We start from the raw sequence: 21,507 nt of genomic DNA, 5'->3' as shown, positions 1-21,507 counted from the left end.
CATGACGGCTTTTTCGGTGGTGGAACCGCGGGCGGCCACGGCGCTCCGCCCGGCGCGCGGGAGCATCGGCGGCGGCTTCTGGGGCGAACGGCGGTGGATCAACCAGGAGATCACCATCCCGCTGGGCCGGGAACGGCTCGAGGAGTCCGGCGCGTTCGGCAACTTCCGCCCCGGCGCGGCCCATCGCGGCAAGGTGTTCGCCGACTCCGACGTCTACAAGTGGCTGGAGGCGGTCCACTGGTCGGGCGGCCGGGAGCCGGACACCGTGGCGCTCGTCGCCGGCGCGCAGCACCCCGACGGCTACCTCAACACCGCCGTGCGCGACCGCTACGCCGACATGGCCTCCAACCACGAGCTCTATTGCGCGGGCCACCTCATGCAGGCCGCCGTCGCCGGCAGCCGGGCCGCGGGCGAGGAAGGGCTGCTGAAGGTCGCCACCCGCTTCGCCGACCACCTGGCTCAGACGCCGCACGGCCTGGACGGCCACCCGGTCGTCGAGATGGGCCTGGTCGAGCTCTACCGCCAGACCGGCGAGCGCCGCCACCTCGACCTGGCCGCCCGGCACGTGCGCGAGCGCGGCCACGCCACGATCACCCTCAAGGGCCACCACGGCCCCGGCTGGCGCCAGGACGGGGTGCCGCTGCTCGACGCCGACACCGTCGAGGGCCACGCCGTCCGCGCCATGTACCTGGCCGCGGGCGCCGCCGACGTCGCCGTCGAAACCGGCGACACCAGGCTGCTCGCCGCCCTCGAACGGCAGTGGCGCAGCATGGTCGCCCACAAGACCTACCTCACCGGCGGGCTGGGTTCCCTCTGGTACGGCGAGGCGTTCGGCGGGCTCGACGAGCTCGCGCCCGACACCGCCTACGCCGAGACCTGCGCGGCCATCGGCAGCCTCCAATGGTCGTGGCGCATGCTCCTGGCCACCGGCGACCCCGCCTACGCCGACCTGATCGAGCGGACCCTGTTCAACGCGATCCTCTCCGGCGTGTCCGGCGACGGGACCCTGTTCTTCTACACCAACCCGCTGCGCGTGCGCGCCGGCGCCGACCCCGACGACCTGCGCACGCCCGCCCGCGGCCGCCAGGAGTGGTACGGCACCGCCTGCTGCCCGCCCAACGTCATGCGCACGCTCGCCTCCCTCGGCCACTACCTGGCCACCCAGGACGCCGACGGGATCCAGCTCCACCAGTACGCCACCGGCTCCGTCCAGGCGGGCGGGCTGCACGCGGACGTCGAGACCGACTACCCGTGGAGCGGCCGCGTCGAGGTGACGGTCCGCGAGACCCCGGACCGGCCGTGGACGCTGTCGGCCCGCATCCCCGCCTGGGCCGCGAACGCCGGAGTGGACGGCGACCCCGCCGCGCCCGGCGCCTACCACCGGATCCGCCGCCACTGGCGGCCGGGCGACCGGATCGTCCTCGACCTGGACGTACGCCCCCGCCTGACGGCCGCCGTGCCCCGCCTGGACGTGGCGCGCGGCGAGGTGGCCGTGGAGCGCGGCCCGCTCGTCTACTGCCTGGAACAGGCCGACCACCCGGGCGTGAGCGTGGACGACCTGTGCGTGGCCGCCTCGGACCTTCGTGACGGGCCGGCCGGTACGGTGACCGCCCCAGGTCGCCGCCACGTCCACGGCGACGAAGGCGGCTGGCCGTACCGGACCGCGACGGCACCGCGGGAGGCCGAGCACGGCGATCCGGTCGAGCTGACGTTCGTTCCCTACCACACCTGGGCCAACCGCGGCGCCGGCCCGATGCGGGTGTGGACGCCCATGCACTGCTAACGCGGTGTCGGGACGGGCCCGGCCAGGCTCCACAGCTGAACGTCTCCGTAGGCATCGCAGGTGACGCCGTCGGTGACGCCGTCTCCCGCGGCGGTCGAGGCCATGACGATCTGCTTGCCGTTCAGCTCCCCGAGCCCCACCGAACCGGTCGGGTCGCTGAGACCGGTGAGCGACTGCAGTCGCTTCCCGGTGGCAAGGTCCCACGCACGGACCGTGCCGTCGCTGTCGCCGGTGACAGCGACCTGCTGACCGATCGCCAACGCACTTACGCGGCTGTGGTCGGGAAGCGTCAATCGCCACGGCGTAGACATCCACCGGGTTGCCGGACAGCGTCCGCAGCATCTCGCCGGTCGCGAGATCCCACACCCGAAGCGTGCCCCTGCGGTCGAGGCCGTTGGTGATGGCGACCTGCTTGTCGTTCAGTCTTCCGATCGCCCTCACCGCTCCCGTGTGGAGCCTTCTCAGCATCTGGGCCGTGGCCAGGTCCCACACCACGGTGCTCGAACTCTGTCCGGTGACGGCGATGCTCTTCCCGTTCAACTTCCCGAGCACCAGCGTGAACACGGGGTTGTCCAGAATGTCATGGGGCCGGACTTTGAGGGGGCCACCGATGCGCTCGCCGAAGCCGGGGAGCTGCGTACGGGCGGAGGGTGGATCATCCGTTGGAGCCCACGGCTGGAGGATCCCGATCGGGATCGCCGCCAGCAGAAGCGCCAGCAGGAGAGCCAGCACCACGCGCAGGGGCCGGTCCCTGACAGGTGGGACATCGACTGGGGCGGGGGAACCGGCTGGGGTGTGCCGCTGCAGTCGACGCAGCCACCCGGGCAGGCCGTCCAGGTCCGGCTCCTGCGTGAGGATGGCGGCCATCACCGCGGCGGCATGGTCGCCGGGGAAGGCCCGGTGCCCGGTTGCCGCGAACACCATCGTGGCGGCCCAGGCGAACACGTCCGAGGCAGGGCTGGCCGACTGGTTGGCCAGCTGCTCGGGGGCCAGGTAGGCCAGGGTGCCGACAGTCACGGAGCGGGTCGTGAGGCGCTCGGCCAGGCGGGCGATGCCGAAATCGACGACTATCGGCCCGACCGGCCCCATGATCACATTGCTGGGCTTGAAATCGCGGTGGATGATCCCGGCCCGGTGGATGGCATCCAGCGCGGTCAGCGTGGCCACCGCTAGACACGATCTCCGCTTCGCGCCGGAATCGGCGCCTCTCGGCGGGATGGGTGGTCAGCCGGGCGTGCAGCACCTTGATCGCCACCTGCTGCCCGTCCGGGGCCTGGGCCAGGTAGACGCTGCCCTGGCCGCCCTCACCCAGAACCGCGGTCAGACGATAGGCACCGAGGTGTGTCGAGTCTCCCGCGCCCAGCGGTCGGCGCTGCGGCATACGGCCTCACCTGCTTCGACGGGCCCTTGACGACGGATTATGGCAAAGTGCCAAAGGTTTCGCATGGCTGACTCGGCGGTGGCCGACGCTCAGCGACCGCCTTGCTCAGCCCTGAAATCGGGCAGGTGAAGGGCTGGTTCCGGGCGGTGGATGCCGCGCGGCCGGTAGCCGAGCGCCCCCGAAACCCCCAGATAGTCGGCGAGCAGCCAGATGATGGCCAGCCACATCTCCGTGCCCTGAAGCCGGGGCACACCGCCGTCGAGCTCGAAGGAGCATCCCGCGCCGTCCCGCCACCCGCCGAGCGCCCGGTCGAGCTGCGTCCGCGCCCACGTCTCCCCCTCGCTCCGCCGGTACGGCGTCTGCCGTCCCAGCAGCCAGAGCGGGTGAATGACGTCGAGGACGTTGCAGGCGTTCCCCTCCCCCGGACGGAAGTAGCGCGAATCCCTCGCCTGTGTCAGCACGGTGTCGACGGCCCGCTCCGGATACGGGACCGGCAGCCCGAACTGCGCGTACGTCCCGCGCGTGAGCCGGTAGAACCCGTTGACGACGTGCAGCCATCCGGAGCCGGGGTCCGGATCGCCCCACATCCCGTGCTCCTGGCGGCAGCGGGTGAGCAGCCAGCCGTACAGGGTCTCGATCTCCCCGCGCCGGCCGAACGTGGCGAGGTCCCAGTACAGCCCGGTCCCGACGGCGTCCACGATCGACCCGGACGTCCACGCTGCACGCCGCCAGTCGAGCCCGTCCAGCAGTTTCACCAGGTCCGCCGAGCCGAGCTCGCCGACCGCGCGCACCGGGTGCTGGAATCCGGTACCCAGCAGGTCGAGCGCGTAGCCGACGCACAGCACGTGATAGGCGGCGACGCCGGACAGCTCCAGCCCGCCACCGCCTCCGGCGACCTCCGGTACCAGGCCGGTGCGGGGATCCTGGCGGTCACGCAGGAACGCCACGATCTCGTCCCGTGACGACTGCGGGGGCGGAGTGCCGAGCAGCAGGTCGGCGATCTCCACGGCGTCACACCAGGCGCGAACCGTCGGGGCGGCGCCTGGCCGGTCCAGGTACCGTTCGCCGGTCCAGGTCCGGCCGAGGACGTCGGCCACCTGCTCCCTCGCCAGATCGGCAAACGCGGAAAGGCGCCCTTCCAGGCCACCGTCCTCGCGGCGTATCAGGGAAGCACTGTCCTCCCGGCGTACCGGGGAAGCGGCTTCGGCCTCTCCCGCGGAGCCCGGACCCGGCCGCGGATCCCGGCGGTCGCGGATCCGGCGCGCCGGATTCCCCGCCACCACCGCCCAGGCCGGAACGTCCTTGGTGACCACCGCCCCCGCCCCCACGACGGCGTGGTCGCCGATGTGTACCCCGTCGAGCACCACGACGTGCGACCCGATCCACACGTCGTCCCCGATCTCGATCCCCCGCGACACGATGGGCTGCCGGAACACCGGCCGATCCGGTGCCGCCTGATGGTTGAACCCCAGCAGCGACGTGTGCGCCCCCACGCGAACCCCCGCCCCCATCACCACCCGCCCGCGTGCCACGGCATAGGGATTGAGCGTGCAGTCACGCCCCATGACGAGCTCATCCGTGACGTACACCTGCGCCGCGATGTAGCTGAAATCCCCCATCTCCAGCCGATCCGCGAGCACGGCCGCCAGCGGCGAGACGAAGATCTTCTCCGCGGCCTCCAGTTCCATCCGCTCGGCGAGCTCGGCCAGGTGCAACTCCTGCGCCCGCCGGTCCTCCTCCGTCGCGTGGTCCCAGTACAACCAAGGGCAGTAGTCCAGTTTCATGCGCATACCTTCCACGTCATCGACCAGGAGAAGGACCGGACGGCCAGCCGGTAGCGCTCGGGAAGGGCCGGACCGCAGGAGGCGCTCCCGATTCCCTGCTGGCCGTGGTCCAGGTTGAGCCAAACATGTCCCGAGTCACACAGTTCGTGCACGTGGCGGGCTGCCCGCAACGCCTCGCTGGTCCACCGGCGGGCGGTGAAGTCCACGTACGGCTCCGCGTCCACGCGCACCGTCGCCAGCCCCGGCCCGGACAGCTCCAGCCATCGGGTGCCCATGTGGTTCCCGTTCTCCTGCGGCACCACGTACGGCGTCTGCAGGTCGTCGATCGCCGCCGCGAACCGTCCGATCCGGGTGCCGCCCAGGCTGTCGGCATAGGACTCGCCGGGGCCGCGTCCAAACCACGTCACGTCCCGATATCCGCCGGGCAGCCGGAACCGTGCCCCCATCCGGGGCGGGTTCACCCGGAGGTGACCGTAGGCGGTGTCCTCCCAGTCGCCCACCGGATCGGCCGTCACGGTTAGCCGCAGCACCTCCGCCCGCCACTGCCAGGTGTACGTGGTGCGGAACCCGAGCGTCCGGGTGGCGGGTCCGCTCCTTCCGCATACCACGAGGGTGTCTGGGTCCGGGCGGTGGACGCTGCTCGTACGGTGCACGAACCGGTCCAGCCCGACCGCGTCCCAGTCGGCGGCCAGCGCGTTCCTGTCGCCTTGGCCGCGGTCGTTCTCGGTGGGCGCTCGCCACACGTCCAGCACGGGCCCGTCCACCTCGACGTCCCCCACCCGGACCAGGCGTCCGGTACGCGGGTCGAACGTCGCCTCCCCGAGCCGCAGCACGTCCCCGCCGGTCGAAGGGGCATCTGCTGGGCGCCCGGACGCGGAGGCCGTCTCAGGAGGCTCGGAGGCGCGCTGGTGGCGTGTGCGTGGGGCGAGCTGGGTCTGAGCGAAGGCGACGACGTGACCGGCCGAAGCCCACGGCGTGTCGGCGGCCAGCACAGCCTCCACCGTGAGCCAGGCCTCCCCCTGCCGCTCCGGGATGCGGGGCGCGGCGGCGGGCCCGATGGCGGGGGCGGGGAGGGGTATGTGGATGGTCTCGTGGGGTGGGCAGGGCGGTGCCGGGAGGTCGCCGCTGGAGGTGGGGATGCCGTCCACCTCTACGCGCCAGCGGAAGGCGAGGTGGTCGAGTCCGGAAATATCGTACTTGTTGATGATCGTCAGGTGATCGTCCCCGAAGGCGATCCCCACGGGCGCGAGGGCCGCGGCCAGCGAGGCCAGGCCCGGCGACGGTGTGCGGTCCGGGAACAGGAGCCCGTCCAGGCAGTACGTGCCGCCGTTCGGCTGGGCGTCGATGTCGCCGCCGTGCCGGAAGTACGTATGCCCCGAGGCGTCCACCCCGGTCAGTCCGTGGTCGATCCACTCCCAGACGAACGCCCCGCAGAAGCGTTCCGACGACTCGAGGATCTCCTGGAAGTCCTGCAGCGACCCGGGCCCGTTCCCCATCGCGTGCGCGTACTCGCACAGCAGGAACGGCAACCCCCGCCGCCGCGAGTCGTCGGACGGCGAGATGCCGTCGGGCGCGGGTTCCGTCCGTGTGCCGATGCGGGCGAGGTCGTCCAGCGACGGGTACATGAGGCTGTAGAAGTCCGAGTGCCGGTAGGTGGGATCGCGTTCGTAGTGCAGTGGCCGTCCGGGGTCCCGGGCGCGGATCCACGACTCGATCTCCGCGAACGCCGAACCGCCCATGCTCTCGTTCGCCAGCGACCAGATGATCACGCTCGGATGGTTCTTGTCCCGCTCCACCATGCGCCGTGTCCGGTCCAGCAGCGCCTCCCGCCACATCGGCTCGTCCGGCGGGTTTCCCTCCCATCCCGCGTAGATGAATCCGTGCGTCTCGATGTCGCACTCCTCGACCACCCACAATCCGTACTCGTCACACAGCCGCAGGAACTCCGGGTGCGGCGGGTAGTGCGCGGTGCGGACGGCGTTGATGTTGTGCCGCTTCATCAGCACGATGTCGCGGATCATCGTGTCCCGGTCCAGTGCCCGCCCGCGAGTGGGATCGTGCTCGTGCCGGTTCACCCCGCGCAGGAACACCGGCGCCCCGTTGACCAGCAACCGGCCCCCGGAAACCGCCACGGTGCGGAAGCCGATCGCCAGGGAGATCGTCTCTCCCGCGGCCGACAGCGTCCCGTGGTAGAGGTGCGGCCGCTCGGCGCTCCACGGCTCGACGTGCGGGATCGTGACCTCCTGTCCGGTCGGTACGGCGAGGCCGAGCAAGGGGATCTCGACGAGCCCAGGGGAGGACGAGGTGACCAGGAGCCGACCTGTGCCGCCGGAGAAGGACGCCACAACCGTGAAGTCGTCGATACCGCCCACCGGACGGGATAAAAGCTCCACATCCCGAAAAATCCCGGGCAACCACCACATGTCTTGGTCCTCGAGATACGACCCCGACGACCACCGCTGTACCCGGACCGCCAGCACGTTCCCCCGCGGCCGCACGATCCCGGTGACGTCGAACTCAAACGGTAACCGGCTCCCCTTCGAGTGCCCGAGCAGGTGACCGTTCAGCCATGCCGTACCGCAGGAATCCACCCCCTGGAAACGCAGCACGCTCCTTCCAGGCGGCCACCCGGAGGGCAGGTCGAAGACCAGCCGGTAGTCGCCGGTGGGGTTGTCGTCCGGCAGGTACGGCGGGTCGATCGGGAACGGGTAGGCCGTGTTGGTGTAGAGCGGCCGGTCGTACCCTTCCAGCACCCAGTGCGACGGGACGCGGATCGTGCCCCACCCGGGATCCGACAGCGGGGCGTCGCTCCCCGCGGCGGTGGGAGACAGCCGGAAGCGCCAGGTGCCGTTGAGGGAGAGCCGCGGGGCGTCGGAGAGGAAGTCGGCCCGTGGAGCCCGCCGTCCCGAGCCCGGCGACGGGTCCTCATGAAGATCATGTGCATTGACATGCGCCATTGAATAAATATACCATCACGGCATGATCCGCTTCGGCACCTCGTACTACCTGGAGTACATGCCGGACCCCCGCCTCGACCGTGACCTCGATCTCATGGCCGAGGCGGGCATCAACACGATCCGGGTCGGCGAGTCGGTCTGGTCGACGTGGGAGCCGCGCGACGGCGAGTTCCACCTGGACTGGATGACGCCCGTCCTGGACGGCGCGCACGAGCGCGGCATCGGCGTTCTGCTGGGCACGCCGACCTACGCGATCCCGCCGTGGCTGCAGCGCAAGCACCCGGAGCTGGCGATCGTCCGGCCCGGCGGCGGCCGCATCCCGTGGGGCGCGCGGCAGGAGGCCGACTTCACCTCGCCGCTCTTCCTGCACTACGCCGAGCGGGTCATCAGGACCGTCATCCGGCGGCACGGCGGCCACCCGGCCGTGATCGGCGTCCAGCTCGACAACGAGCCGGGCCTGCACCTCATGCACAACGAGACCGTCTTCGAGCGCTTCACCGACTGGCTGGCCAAGCGGTACGACGACGTGGACCGGCTCAACGAGGAGTGGGGCCTGACGTACTGGTCGCACCGGATCGGCGACTGGGCCGAGCTGTGGCGGCCGGAGGGCAACACGACGCCGTCCTACGATCTGGCCTGGCGGCGTTTCCAGGCCGAGCTGACCACCGAGTTCATCGGGTGGCAGGCGGAGATCGTGCGCGAGCTGGTCCCGGCGGACCGCGTCCTGACGACGTGCCTGGCCTACCAGCGGCCCGCCCTGCACGACATGGAGCTGTCGCGGCACCTGACGATCACCAGCGGCAACGCCTACTACCTCACCCAGGACGCGCTGACCGCCGACGAGCCGGGCGAGCACACCTGGTACACCTCGAGCCCGACCGCGCTGTTCCAGTCGGCCGACCGGATGTACGCCTCCAAGCAGGGGCGGTTCTGGGTGACCGAGACGAACGCGACCTCCATCGCCGGTCCCGGGCTGAACCTGCCGCCGTACGACGGCCAGCTCCGCCAGGCGGCGTGGGCGCTGATCGCGCGCGGCGCCGAGATGGTCTCCTACTGGCACTGGCACACGCTGCACTTCGGGGCGGAGACGTACTGGGGCGGGATCCTCGGTCACAGCCTGGAGCCGGGGCGGGTCTACAAGGAGATCGCGACACTGGGCGCCGAACTCGAAACGGCTGGTGACGACGTGAGCGGGCTCGTCCCGGACGCTGAGGTGGGTTTCCTCTACTCGCACGACAGCAAGTGGGCGCTGGGTTTCCAGCCGCCCTTCGACGACGCCTACGAGAGCGTGGTGGCCGCCTTGTACCGAGGTGCCGCCGACGCCGGGCTGCAGGCGCGGTTCCTGTCCGAGCCGGACCCGGCCCTGCCCGTCCTGGTGGCGCCTGCGTTGTACTGCCTGACGCCGGAGCTGGCCGAGGCGCTCAAGGCTTATGTGGAAGGGGGCGGGCACCTGGTGCTCACGTTCCTGTCCGGGTACGCCGACGCCGAGGCGCGAGCCCGCGCCGAGGTCGCCCCCGGGCCGCTGCGGGAGCTGGCGGGCGTGCGCTACCTGGAGTACTCGACCCTGCTCCGGCCGGTCCCGCTGCGCGGCGGCGGGCAGGCGACCCGCTGGGCGGACGGCCTGGAAACCGACGACGCCGAGCCGCTGGACTGGTACGACCACCCGCACTTCGGCCGCTGGCCCGCCATCACCCGGAACGGCACCGTCACCTACGTCGGCACGCTGCCGGACAGGGACACGCTCAGGCAACTGTTCCGTGAGATTGCCCAGCCTCGACTCGCCTCGGACGACCCGCGCGTGACCCTCCGATCGGCGGTCAACAGGCGCGGCGAACGGCTGTGGTTCGCGCACAACTGGTCCGATCGGGAGACCGCGGTGACCCTCGCCGCGCCGGGTATCGAAGTGACGGGTTCCCGTGAGCCCGTCGCCGCCGGCCCCCTCCGGCTGGGCCCCTGCGACGTGCGGGTGATCCGGGCATGAGCGACTGGGCTTCCTTACGGCGGGCGCGCGTGCCGGAGTGGTTCGCCGCGGCCAAGTTCGGCATTTGGTCGCACTGGGGCCCGCAGTCGGTGGGCCGCTCGGGCGACTGGTACGCCCGCCACCTGTACGGCATGCGCCCCGGATCGGAGCCGTGGGAGCGGCGCCGCGCCGAACGCCAGCAGGCCCACCACGAGAAGCACTTCGGCCGGGGCGGCGCGAAGGACCTGTTCTCCCGCTGGCGCGCCGAGCGTTTCGACCCCGGCGAGCTCATGGACCTCTACACTGCCGCCGGAGCGCGCTACTTCGTCGCCCTGGCCACCCACTGCGACAACTTCGACCTGTGGGACTCCCGCCTGCACCCGTGGAACTCCGTCCGCGTCGGCCCGCGCCGCGACATCGTCGGCGCGTGGCGGCGGGCGGCCCGCGAGGCCGGGCTCCCTTTCGGGCTGAGCTTCCACCAGAACTGGACGTGGCGCTGGCTGGACGTGGCCACCGACCGGGCGTGGGACGGCACCGGCCTCGACCCGGCCGACCTCTACCCGGAGGAGCACCCGCCGGGCGCCAAGCCGCCCCAGCACGTCGCCGAGCACTTTTACGCCCGGGTCCGCGAGGCCCTCGGCCGCTACCGGCCCGACCTCGTCTACCTCGACGACACCCGCATGCCGTTCGACGAGGGCAGCGTGGTCGAGTGCGACCCGCCCAGCCCGCTCGGGCTGGAGCTGCTGCGCGACTACTACGACAAGAACCCCGAGGGCATCGTCACGATCAAGCAGGTCCCCGACGAGGACCGCACCGCCGTGGTCCTCGACTGCGAGCGCCGCCAGCTCGACGACATCCAGCCGCACCCGTGGCAGTTCGACACCAGCGACGGTGAGTGGTTCGACTGCGAAGACGACAGCGATCTGTTCCACCCGCGCAAGACGTCGCGCCAGATCATCCACACGCTCATCGACGTGGTCAGCAAGAACGGCTGCCTGCTCCTCAACATCCCGCAGCGCGCGGACGGCACGGTCGACGACCGCGCGCGCACCCTCCTGGCCGAGGTGGGCGCGTGGCTGGAGGTGTGCGGCGAGGGCGTGTACGGCACGACCCCCTGGCTGCGCGCCGGCGAGGGCGCCACCGGGCTGGGCGGCACCCGCGGCTACGAGGGCTACAACGAGGCCGACCACGCCTACGGCCCGGGCGACGTCCGCTTCACCCGCCGCGGCGAGACGCTCTACGCCACCCTGCTCGGCTGGCCACGCGGAACGGCCTCGATCACCAGCCTGGGCACCACCACCGGCCTCCTGCGGCGCAGGCCGCGGCGGGTGGAGCTGCTCGGCCACGGCCCGGTCGGCTGGCGGCTGGCCCCCGAAGCGCTGCACGCCGACCTCCCGCCCGAGCCGCCTACGACGGCCGCGTACATGCTCAAGATCACGTGAAGGATGGCGATGGACGCGACGAACCCGCGCACGTGCGACATGACCGACCCGCTGGGCGTGGAGACGGCCCGGCCGGTCCTGAGCTGGCAGCTCACCGAGGGCGCGCAGACCGCCTACCACGTGGTGGTCGACGGGCTGTGGGACTCCGGCGAGGTCGTCAGCCCCGATCAGCGCGTCGCCTATGACGGGACGCCGCTGGGCAGCCGCGAAAGGGCGACCTGGCGGGTGCGGGTGCGCGACCCCCAGGGCCGCTGGTCGGGTTGGAGCGAGAGTGCCCGATTCGAGATGGGCCTGCTTCACGAGGAGGACTGGACGGCCTCCTGGATCACCCACCCGGACTGGCCGGTCGACGACCCGCGCGGGGGTGAGGGCCATCCGCTGCCGCTGCTGGCCAGGGAGTTCACCCTGGACGAGCCCGTGGACAGCGCCCGCCTGCACATCGCCGGCCTGGGGATCTACGTCGCCACGCTGAACGACGCCGTGGTGAGCGACGCGCTGGCGCCGCCGTACACGGATGCCCGCAAGCGCGTCGTCTACGCCACGCACGACGTCACCGACCTGCTGCGGCCCGGGACGAACGAGCTCGTCATCGAGCTCGGGCCCGGGATCACGCACGTCTACCCGCACCAGGACCGGTACATGAAGTTCTTCGGCTCCCAGGCCGCGCCGCGCGCGATCGCCCAGCTGGAGGCGGGCTCCACGCGCATCTGCACCGACGCGTCGTGGCGGGCGGCCGGGAGCGCGACGATCCGCTCGCACTGGTACGGCGGGGAGGACCACGACGCGCGCAGAGAGCCGTCCGGCCGGCGGCCGGCGGCCGTGGTGGACGCCCCTGCCACCGCCCTGCGCTCCAGCCTCCGCCCGCCGATCACGGTCGTGGACCGGCTGCCGGGCGTACGGCTGGCGGCGGCGGACGGCACGCCGGTGTTCGACGTCGGCACGGTGATCGCCGGCTGGCCGGAGCTGGAGCTGGACCTGCCCGCCGGGCACCACCTGCGCGTCGTCCCCGGCGACCAGCTCGACGCCTACGGGCGGGTGGTGCAGTCCAAGCCCACGACCGGCGCGCCGATCTTCAACACCTACATCACCCGCGACGGCGCCCAGACCTGGCATCCGCGCTTTCGCTACGACGGGTTCCGCTACGTCGAGGTCCAGGGCCTCCCCGCGGGCAAGGGCGCGCTCACCGGGCTGGTGCTGCGCGCGGGCAATGCCAGGACCGGCGAGTTCGGCACCTCCGACGAGCTGATCAACGGCATCCACACCATCATCGACCGGGCGATCCAGGGCAACATGTACAGCGTCCTGACCGACTGCCCGCACCGGGAGAAGCTGGGCTGGCTGGAGCAGGTCCACCTGCTCTTCGACGTGGTCGCCTACAACTACGACGTGGCCGCCTACTGCCGCGAGCTGCTGGTCACGATCGCCGAGGCGCAGACGCCCGAGGGGCTGGTGCCGGACATCGCGCCCGAGTACGTCGTGTTCGAGGGCGCCTTCCGCGACGACCCGAACTGGGGCAGCGCGCTGGTGCACGTGCCGTGGCAGCTCTACCGCTGGTACGGCGACACCACCGCCTTGGAGACGCACTTCGACGCCATGGCGCGGTACGTCGGCTACCTCACCGGCCGCGCCGACGGCGGCCTGCTGCGCCACGGTCTGGGCGACTGGCTCGCCCCCGACCCGACCACGCCCGTCGAACTGGTGTCGACGTGGGGCTACTGGCGGGCCGTCCGCACCATGGCCCGCGCCGCCGAGGTCCTCGGCCGCGACGCCAAGCCCTACCATGCCCTGGCCGACCACGTCGCCGCCGCCTTCGCCCGGGAGTACGCGCCGGGCAGCCAGGCGTCCGGCGTGCTCGCGCTCGACCTGGGCGTGGCCCCGGAAGCCGAGCTTGACCGCGTCTGCGCCTCGCTCAAGGACGGCGTCACCGTCGGCGAGGTCGTGCTGCCCGCGCTGTTCCGCGTGCTCGGCCGCGCGGGCCGGCACGAGGAGCTGTGGGAGTTCGCCCGCCGTACGGACCACCCGAGCTACGGCTACCAGGTACGCCACGGCGCCACCGCGCTCACCGAGGCCTGGGACGGCCCGACGCGAGGCCTGTCGCAGAACCACTACATGCTCGGCGCGATCGACGCGTGGTTCTACCGGCACCTGGCCGGCATCGGCCAGGCGCCCGGTTCGGCCGGGTTCCGGCGGCTGCTGGTCGAGCCCGCCGTACCGGGAGAGCTGGCCGAGGTGCGGGCGGCCACGGCCACGCCGTACGGGCGGGTCGCGGTGGCGTGGCAGCGGGACGAGGACGGGTTCCACCTGGAGGTGGACGTGCCGCCCGGGTCCACGGCCGAGGTGCGCCTGCCCGTCCCGGCGTGCGCGCCCGCCGGGACCGTGGCGCTGGGGCCGCGGGCGTTCGAGGTGCCGGCGGGCCACTGGAGGTTCGGATGAGCTACGACGCCACGGGCATCAGGACGCCGCACAAGGCCGGGCGGCTGCTGGTCGAGCCGTCGTGGCAGGCGGGACGGTTCGACAGCCTCTTCGTGGACTGCCCGTTCGTCTGCTCCGACGGCGGCGAGTATCTGATGACATATGTGGGATTCGACGGGATCGGCTACCAGACCGCGCTGAGCTGCTCGGCCGACCTGGTGACGTGGAGCCCGGGCGAGGTCATCCTGCCGCGCGACCCCGATCACCCCTACCGCAGCTACAACGCCGCGCTGACCTCGATCGCGCGGGACAACCGCCTCGGCTCGGCCGGCCAGGTGATCTGGGAGAACGGCCTGGCGGTCGGCACCTACCACGCCTACCCCGAGCCCGGCATGGAGGCGGGCGCCGCGGTGATCGGGTTCTGCGTCAGCGACGATCTCCGTACCTGGAAGGACACCGGGTCGGTGCTGCGGCCGCAGGACGGCGGCGACTGGGAGCGCGGCGGGCTCTACAAGTCGTGGCTGCTCCGGCACGACGGCCTCTACTACTGCTTCTACAACGCCAAGAACCGCACCTACGACGGGTGGCGCGAGCAGATCGGCTACGCCGTCTCGCCCGATCTGGAGCGCTGGGAGCGCGGCGGGCTCGTCGTGCCGCACGGCGGCCCCGGCGCCTTCGACGAGCGCTTCGCCTCCGACCCGTGCGTGCTGCGCGACGGCGACTGGTGGGTGATGTTCTACTTCGGGCTGTCCTTCGACGGCCACGCCCGGGAGAGCTACGCCGTCTCCCGCGACCTGCGCACCTGGCGCAAGAGCGGGGAGATCCTGGTGGACGTCGGGCCGCCCGGGTCGGCCGACGACACCTACGCGCACAAGCCCGCGGTGATCTCCCGCGGCGGGCTGCCCTACCACTTCTACACCGCGGTACGGCGGTGCGACCCGTTCCCGGTGGGCGAGCACACCATGACCGAGCGCCGCGGCATCTCCCTGGCATACGGAGGACACGATGGACATCTCGCGTAGGGGCTTACTGGCCGTGCCGCTCGTGATCGGGGCGGCCTCCTCTTCCTCCGGGGAGTTCGGGGAGGAGGAGTCGGCCTGGTCGCGGGTCCCGGAGATCAGGCGGCGCATCCGGCCGCCCCGCTTTCCCGGCCGTGTCTTCCCGGTCACCGACTTCGGCGCGGCCGGCGACGGGACGACCCCCTGTACCGAGGCGTTCGGAAAAGCCGTCGCGGCCTGCGCCGCCGCCGGGGGCGGGCGCGTCCTGGTGCCGCCGGGCACCTACCTCACCGGCGCGATCCACCTGGCCGACAACGTCGAGCTGCACGTCCAGACCGGCGCCACGATCGCCTTCAGCCAGGACCCCGCCGACTACCTGCCGGTCGTGGCCACCCGCTACGAGGGCATCGAGCTGATGAACTACTCCCCGTTCGTCTATGCCTACGGCCGGACGAACGTCGCGATCACCGGCGGTGGCGTCCTGGACGGCCGCGCCGACACCGCCCACTGGTGGAACTGGTCGGAGAGCACGGACAAGAAGCTCCTGGCCGCCCTGGCCGACCAGGGCGTGCCGGTCGCCGAGCGGGTCTTCGGCGCCGGTCACCAGCTGCGGCCGAACCTGATCCAGTTCTACCGCTGCCGCAACGTCCTCATCGAGGGGGTGACCGTCCGCGACTCCCCCATGTGGAACATCCACCCCGTGCTGTGCACCAACGTGACCGTCCGCGAGGTCACCGTGGACAGCCCGCGCGGCCACAACAACGACGGCTGCAACCCCGAGTCCTGCGTGGACGTGCTCATCCAGCGGTGCGTCTTCGACACCGGCGACGACTGCGTGGCGATCAAGGCGGGCAAGAACGCCGACGGCCGCCGGGTCAACGCGCCCAGCCTCAACATCCTGGTCGACTCCTGCCAGATGCGCGACGGCAACGGCGGCGTGACCGCGGGCAGCGAGACCACCGGCGGCGTGCGCTGGGTCTTCGCCTGGAACTGCACGATGAGCAGCCCGAACCTGGAGCGCGCGATCCGCATCAAGACCAACCCCGACCGCGGCGGGTACGTCAGGGACTTCTACGTCCGCGACGTCACCGTGGGCCAGGCCGCCGACTCCGTCATCGAGATAGCCCTGGACTACGAGGGCAAGAACAGCGGGCCGTACTTCCCCGACGTCCGCGACATCGACGTCAGGAACCTGCGCGCCCAGCGGGCGCCGCGGGCGTTCTACCTGATCGGCAACCCCGGCAACCCGATCCGCAACGTCCGGGTGAGCAACAGCGTCTTCACCGAGATGGCCGAGGCCGACATCGTCCGCGACGTGGAGGGGCTGCGCCTGCGCAACGTCTGGATCAACGGCGTGCGGACCGGCTGACCCGCTCGCGCGGCCCTACGATAGGGGGTGCGCGGCCCTCTTCGCTCCGTGTGGGATGAGCCCCGGCCTCCCGACGCGCCGCGGCGCGTGTGGCGTGACTGGCTGCTCGTGGCGATCCTCGTGCCGGCCGCGCTGCTCGAGGGCGCGTTACGCGCGGACCTGCCCTGGCGGCCGCTGGCGGTGGCGATGACCGACAAGACGCCGAGACCAACGAACAAGACGGTGATGGATTCCACGTCGAGCCTCCTTTCGACGCGGGGCCGGACGCCGGCCCACCCTGGACTTGCAGCGTGGCGCTGGTGCCCACGCTGCTGTGGCGGCGCACGCGGCCGCTGCGGATGCTGGCGATTGCGTTCGTCCCGTCGAGCCTGGCCCTGGTGGCGACGTCAGGGGTGGGCGCCGAGACGTACACGCAGGTCCTCCTGCTGCTCCTGGTGTACGCGCTGATGCGGTGCCGGACGGCGGCGACTACCACGAGTACCTCATGCCCGGCCTGTTCGCGATGGTGACCTTCTCCGCGTGGTTGGGGGTCATGACGCGGGTGGCCGCCAACGCCTCCCGCGGTGTGATGGACCGGTTCCGCTCCATGCCGATGGCGCGGTTGGCGGTGCCGGTCGGGCAGACCGGCGCCGATCTGCTGACCGGCCTGCTGATGATCGTGCTGCGGTACGCGCTGAGTTGGGTGGGCGGCTATGTGGGCCTGGCGGTGAAGAACGACCAGGTCGCCGACGCGATGGTGCCGCTGGGCCTGCCGTTCACGATGCTGTCGAACGCGTTCGTCCCGACCGGCGGCATGCCGGGCTGGCTGCGCTTCCTGGCCGACTGGAACCCGGTGAGCGCGCTCACCGCCGCCGCACGGCAGCTGTTCGGCAACCCGGGCGCCCCGTCCGGAAACGTGGCCTGGCCACTCGCGCATCCGGTGACAGCCGTCCTGCTCTGGTCGGCCGCGCTGCTGGTGATCTTCATCCCGTTGTCGCTCCGCGCGTACATGCGCAGAGGACGCTGAACGCTCCAAGCATCTGCAGACCGCCTGTTCTCCTCCGAACAGTCCTCCTCCGAGAGGCACCAAATGGCGCAAAACATCCACAACGACGTCACCCCCACCGCTACCTCTCCCGCGCAGCCGCTGGTCATCGGTGGCTTGATCACCGCGGTGGTCGCCGGCGCGGCGACCGCGGCCGTTGCCGCGGTGGGTGAGTTCGCCGGGATCAGCCTGGTTGTCGGCGGCATGCCGATCCCGGTGCTCGGGTTCGCCGTGCTGACCGTTGTCTTCTCCGTAGTGGGGTTGGTGCTGGCGCTGGTGCTGGCTCGCTCGGTTCGCCGTCCGCGCGCGGTGTTCGTTCGTACCACGGTTGTGCTCACTGTGTTGTCGCTGGTGCCGGATGTGCTCGTGGACGCGTCCGCGGCCACGAGGGTGCTGTTGATGCTGGCGCACGTGGTCGCCGCCGCGATCGTGGTTCCGGCCATCGCCCGCCGCCTGTCCGCCTGATCCTTTCCAAGGAGTTCGAGCTCTGCACGGAGGGCGGCGGCGTGGTCGCCCTGCGCACCTGGCAGCAGATCGAAGACCGCAACGCGATGCTGCGCAGCCGACGGCGCTGCCATCCGAGGCCGAGGGACGCGCCGCCCATACCGCTCTCGCCCCGCCCCAAGCACCTCTGAGGCAGCCGGCATGTGGCGCACGTCACTGACTGCACGTGTCACAGGGAGTGGGCCACCGGGATCTCATGTCCGACCAGCTCAGCTAATGCAAAGGAACATGTCATGAACTCAGCACCTGAAACCCTTCGACGTGACTTCAGCGGCGACATCATCGAACCGGGGTCGGCCGACTACGCCGCGGCCAGTCGCTCCATACTGGCCTCCGGCAACCCGGCCTACGTGCTGCGTCCCAAGAGCGCCGCCGACGTGCAAGCCGCTGTCCGATTCGCCGCCGACGCGCAACTTGTGCTGTCGGTGCGTGGCGGCGGCCACGCCTTCGCCGGCTTCGGCACCAATGACGGCGGTGTGGTGATCGATCTCAGCGGGCTGTCGAACGTGGAGGTCATCGACAAGGACCGGCACCTGGTGCGGATCGGAGGCGGCGCCACTTGGGGTCAGGTCGTGGCCGCGCTGGCTCCGCACGGGCTGGCGATCTCCTCCGGTGACACCAGGAGCGTCGGTGTCGGCGGGCTGACGTTGAGCGGCGGCATCGGCTGGAAGGTCAGGAAGTACGGCCTGGCGCTGGACAACCTGGTCGCGGCGGATGTGGTCACGGCCGGCGGGCAGCTCGTGCGCGCCAGCGCGACCGAGTACCCGGAGCTGTTCTGGGGGCTGCGCGGTGGTGGCGGCAACTTCGGTGTCGTGACCGCCTTCGAGTTCGCCGCCCACCCGACCACCGACGTCATCTTCGGCAAGATCACCTTCCCGGCCACCGAGGGGGCCGCGGTGCTGCAGGGCTGGGCGGACTACCTGCGTACCGCGCCGGAGGAGCTCACCTCCGTCGTCACCCTGGCCAACCCGTTCGCCGGCGGCCCGGAGGCGCCGGTGGAGATCCAGGTCGCCTTCGACGGCGACGACCCCGAGCTCGCGGCCCAGGTCATCGACCCGATCCGGGCGCTGGGCACGGTGCTCTCTGACGATGTCACGCTCATGCCTTACGGCGACGTGCTCGTGGACGGCGCGACCCCGCCGCCCGGCATCCAGCTCGTCACCCGCAGCGCCTTCGTCGGACCTACCTCGGTGCCCGGCGCCCTGCGGACCCTGACCGAGATCGCGACGGCGCAGGGCTCGCCGGTCATCGCCATCCGCAGCGTCGGCGGCGCCGTCTCCCGCGTCCCCGACGACGCCACCGCCTACGCCCACCGCCAGGCGGAGCTGATGGTTATCACCACGACCGTCGGCCCTGAGCCTGTCATCGCCGCCGGCCGGCCCGCGTTCGACGCGGTCTGGGGCAAGCTCGCCCCGCACGTCACCGGCGCCTACGCCAACTTCCTGACCACCGCCACCGACACGGACGTCGCCGCGGTCTACCCGTCCGCCACCTACCAGCGGCTCGCGGCGGTCAAGAGCGAGTACGACCCCGCCAACCTGTTCGCCGCCAACCACAACGTGAAGGGTTCCAACTGATGAGCAAGATCTGGTTCATCACCGGCTCGTCCCGTGGCCTTGGCCGCAGCTTCGCCGAGGCCGCCCTGGCGCGCGGCGACAAGGTCGCCGCGACCGCGCGCGACGTCGCGAGCCTCGACGCGCTGACCGCCTACGGCGACGCGGTGCTTCCCCTCAAGCTCGACGTAACCGACAAAGCCGCCGTCTTCGATGCCGTACGGCAGGCCAGGCAGCACTTCGGCCGCCTCGACGTCATCGTGAACAACGCTGGTTACGGCCTGTTCGGAGCGGTGGAGGAGCTGAGCGACAAGGATCTGCGCGACCAGCTGGAGACCAACCTGTTCGGGCCGCTGTGGGTCGTCCAAGCGGCGCTGCCGATCATGCGCGAGCAGGGTGGCGGGCACATCATCCAGATCTCCTCCACAGGCGGCCAGGTCTCGTTGCCGCTCGGCGGCGGGTACCACGCCTCCAAGTTCGCGCTGGAGGGCCTGAGCGACTCCCTGGCCCAGGAGGTCGCGGGCTTCGGCATCAAGGTGACGGTGGTCGAGCCCAGCTTCTACGCCACCGACGGTGCCGCCGGCGCCGTCAACTCAGCGGCCGACCCCCTCTACGACGGCGTCCGCGAGAGCTTCGTCGCGTTCGCCAAGACCCTCGACGTCGGAGACCCGGCCGCCGCGGGCCGAGCGCTGCTCAAGCTCGCCGACTCCAACGATCCACCGCTGCGGGTGTTCTTCGGCACCGAGGGCCTACGGATGACCCAGCTGGCCTACGCCGACCGGCTCAAGAGCTGGGCCAAATGGGAGGATCTGTCAGCGGAGGCTCACTGACGGCGGCGACGTCCGTGGCCCGCATGCTCCACGGCGGCCACGAACCGCCCCCGGCGGCTTCCGCGGGCCTGGACCTCGACGCGCTCATCGCCAGGGGCGTCACTCGCACCAGCCTGGGCCAGCCCGTGGAGGCCGAATGGGTGTGCTATCCCACGAAGCGGGCGAGCACCGCGTTCGGCGGCGGCACCATGACCTGAGGCCCAATCGTCGATGCGTTGCCGCGTGCGCCTCGATCTGTCGGCCCTCTGCGCCAGGATGGCCCCATGCGCTTGGTAACCGATGAGGAGCGCCGTGCCCGGTTGGGCGTGCGGCACGCTCTCGCATCCACGGCCAAGGCGGTCTCCGCCGAGGAGGCCGCGCGTGCGGTGGTGTGTCTACACGCCACCGACCCGCCGAGCGTGCACCTGTCCTGCTGGGCACGGGTCGACGCGCTCGACGTCGACGACGTCGAACGGGCGCTCTACGACACACGCTCCCTCATTCGACAACAGTCGATGCGCGAGACCCTGTTCGTGTTCCCCCGCGATCTTGTGCCGGCGGTGTGGGGAAGTGCCTCGGCCCGGGTGGCCGCGGCCCATCGCAAACGACTGGTCAGGGACCTCCAACGCTGGGGGCCGGCCGCTGAGGGGCAGGGAGCCGCATGGCTCGCGACTGCGGAAGAGGCGGTGCTGGCACGCCTGGCCGACGGCGTGCCGCGGTCGTCGAAGCGGGTACGCGAGGAAGTGCCCGAGGCCGCCGGTTTCATCGAGCAGGCTCCGGACAAGTCCTGGGGAGGACGGATCGCGATCGCTCCGCGAGTGCTCACCCAGCTGAGCCTGGACGGCGCGGTGGCGCGCGCGGCCAACGCTGGAGCCTGGTACACGAGCCGCCCGACATGGACGACGACACAGGCGTGGTGGGGGGACGAGGTGCCCGAGGCGCTTGCGGCGCGGCAGGGCTATGCCGAGTTGGTGTCCCGGTGGCTGTGGTCCTACGGCCCCAGCACCGTCGACGACCTCGCTTGGTGGCTCGGCGCCACCAAGTCCGCAGTCCGCACCGCGTTGGACGACATCGGCGCGCAGCGGGTGTCCCTGGACGACGGCTCGGTCGGGTGGCTGCGCGCGGACGATCTCGCCCCCGTCGTCGCCGCCGAGCCGTGGGTCGCGCTCCTGCCGTTGCTCGATCCGACCGTGATGGGCTGGAAGACACGCGCCTTCTACCTCGGTGCGCACGCACCTCAGTTGTTCGACAGTGCGGGCAACGCCGGGACCACCGCCTGGGTCGACGGACGCGTCGTCGGCGCATGGGTGCAGGATCCCGGCGGTGTGGTCGAGCTGCGCCTGCTTGATGACGATGTCTCCTCGCAGGCCCGCGAGGCGTTGGCGGCCGAAGCGCGGCGGCTCAGCGCGTGGCTCGACGGCCAGCGGGTGTTCACCGTCTACCCCTCACCGGCTATGCAGCCCGGCGCCGGGCGTTGACGCAAAAGGGCCGCGGGTGGGCCGGGGGCCTGGGGCGGTGCGTGTTTCCTCCG

16 protein-coding genes and 1 pseudogene are annotated in these 21,507 nt (G+C 71.4%); 13 read left to right on the top strand and 4 right to left on the bottom strand.

All coding sequences use genetic code 11. The features are described 5' to 3' along the window. The first annotated feature begins 1 nt into the window (after window position 1). Complete coding sequence (locus OHA25_RS37010; RefSeq protein ID WP_327581563.1) at window positions 2-1,783, top strand: glycoside hydrolase family 127 protein; 1,782 nt, start codon at window positions 2-4, stop codon at window positions 1,781-1,783. Here the strand turns inward: OHA25_RS37010 and OHA25_RS37005 are convergent. The 4 genes and pseudogenes from OHA25_RS37005 to OHA25_RS36990 form a co-directional block, all read right to left on the bottom strand. Beyond that, complete coding sequence (locus OHA25_RS37005; protein ID WP_327581562.1) at window positions 1,780-2,043, bottom strand: hypothetical protein; 264 nt, start codon at window positions 2,041-2,043, stop codon at window positions 1,780-1,782. The two genes, OHA25_RS37010 and OHA25_RS37005, sit on opposite strands and share 4 nt — an antisense overlap. A 646-nt stretch (window positions 2,044-2,689) precedes the next feature. Beyond that, window positions 2,690-2,950: pseudogene (locus tag OHA25_RS61560) on the bottom strand (protein kinase domain-containing protein); the annotation flags it as partial. 303 nt (window positions 2,951-3,253) lie between these two features. Then, entirely contained in the window at window positions 3,254-4,948 is a 1,695-nt protein-coding gene (locus OHA25_RS36995; RefSeq protein ID WP_327581560.1) for an acyltransferase, read from the bottom strand. Next, a complete protein-coding gene (locus tag OHA25_RS36990) occupies window positions 4,945-7,905 on the bottom strand; it encodes a glycoside hydrolase family 2 TIM barrel-domain containing protein (RefSeq protein ID WP_327581559.1) in 2,961 nt (986 codons plus the stop codon). Before OHA25_RS36990 ends, OHA25_RS36995 begins: the two co-directional genes overlap by 4 nt. A 22-nt stretch (window positions 7,906-7,927) precedes the next feature. Between OHA25_RS36990 and OHA25_RS36985 the strand changes: the two genes are divergently transcribed. From OHA25_RS36985 to OHA25_RS36930, 12 genes are all read left to right on the top strand, one after another. Then, the gene (locus OHA25_RS36985; RefSeq protein WP_327581558.1) at window positions 7,928-9,886 is read left to right on the top strand and encodes a beta-galactosidase; all 1,959 of its coding nucleotides are present in this window, start codon (window positions 7,928-7,930) and stop codon (window positions 9,884-9,886) included. Then, window positions 9,883-11,307, top strand: a complete 1,425-nt coding sequence (locus tag OHA25_RS36980; RefSeq protein WP_327581557.1) for an alpha-L-fucosidase — start codon at window positions 9,883-9,885, stop codon at window positions 11,305-11,307. Before OHA25_RS36985 ends, OHA25_RS36980 begins: the two co-directional genes overlap by 4 nt. Before the next feature lie 9 nt (window positions 11,308-11,316). Continuing rightward, window positions 11,317-13,740, top strand: coding sequence for a family 78 glycoside hydrolase catalytic domain (locus OHA25_RS36975; RefSeq protein WP_327581556.1), 2,424 nt, complete (start codon window positions 11,317-11,319; stop codon window positions 13,738-13,740). Beyond that, a complete protein-coding gene (locus tag OHA25_RS36970; RefSeq protein WP_327581555.1) occupies window positions 13,737-14,741 on the top strand; it encodes a hypothetical protein in 1,005 nt (334 codons plus the stop codon). The genes OHA25_RS36975 and OHA25_RS36970 overlap by 4 nt, the downstream gene beginning before the upstream one ends. Beyond that, entirely contained in the window at window positions 14,725-16,086 is a 1,362-nt protein-coding gene (locus OHA25_RS36965) for a glycoside hydrolase family 28 protein (RefSeq protein ID WP_327581554.1), read from the top strand. Before OHA25_RS36970 ends, OHA25_RS36965 begins: the two co-directional genes overlap by 17 nt. Before the next feature lie 299 nt (window positions 16,087-16,385). Then, window positions 16,386-16,595 carry a hypothetical protein gene (locus tag OHA25_RS36960; RefSeq protein ID WP_327581553.1) on the top strand — a complete coding sequence of 70 codons (210 nt, stop codon included), beginning with the start codon at window positions 16,386-16,388 and terminating at the stop codon, window positions 16,593-16,595. Beyond that, the gene (locus OHA25_RS36955) at window positions 16,571-17,092 is read left to right on the top strand and encodes an ABC transporter permease (protein ID WP_327581552.1); all 522 of its coding nucleotides are present in this window, start codon (window positions 16,571-16,573) and stop codon (window positions 17,090-17,092) included. Before OHA25_RS36960 ends, OHA25_RS36955 begins: the two co-directional genes overlap by 25 nt. Before the next feature lie 63 nt (window positions 17,093-17,155). Next, complete coding sequence (locus OHA25_RS36950; protein WP_327581551.1) at window positions 17,156-17,575, top strand: DUF6069 family protein; 420 nt, start codon at window positions 17,156-17,158, stop codon at window positions 17,573-17,575. 272 nt (window positions 17,576-17,847) lie between these two features. Beyond that, window positions 17,848-19,191, top strand: coding sequence for an FAD-binding oxidoreductase (locus OHA25_RS36945; protein WP_327581550.1), 1,344 nt, complete (start codon window positions 17,848-17,850; stop codon window positions 19,189-19,191). After that, window positions 19,191-19,997 (top strand): SDR family NAD(P)-dependent oxidoreductase, encoded by an 807-nt coding sequence (locus OHA25_RS36940; protein WP_327581549.1) that lies wholly within the window; start codon window positions 19,191-19,193, stop codon window positions 19,995-19,997. Before OHA25_RS36945 ends, OHA25_RS36940 begins: the two co-directional genes overlap by 1 nt. Before the next feature lie 14 nt (window positions 19,998-20,011). Then, window positions 20,012-20,194: a hypothetical protein gene (locus OHA25_RS36935; protein WP_327581548.1), complete on the top strand. Its 183-nt coding sequence runs from the start codon at window positions 20,012-20,014 to the stop codon at window positions 20,192-20,194. A 66-nt stretch (window positions 20,195-20,260) separates the two neighbouring features. Next, window positions 20,261-21,454 carry a winged helix DNA-binding domain-containing protein gene (locus OHA25_RS36930; RefSeq protein ID WP_327581547.1) on the top strand — a complete coding sequence of 398 codons (1,194 nt, stop codon included), beginning with the start codon at window positions 20,261-20,263 and terminating at the stop codon, window positions 21,452-21,454. Window positions 21,455-21,507: the final 53 nt, after the last annotated feature.

The sequence above is a fragment of the Nonomuraea sp. NBC_00507 genome (assembly GCF_036013525.1).
GTDB lineage: Bacteria > Actinomycetota > Actinomycetes > Streptosporangiales > Streptosporangiaceae > Nonomuraea.
Note: the sequence above shows the minus strand (reverse complement) of the source record. Positions and strands in the feature narration are given on the sequence as shown.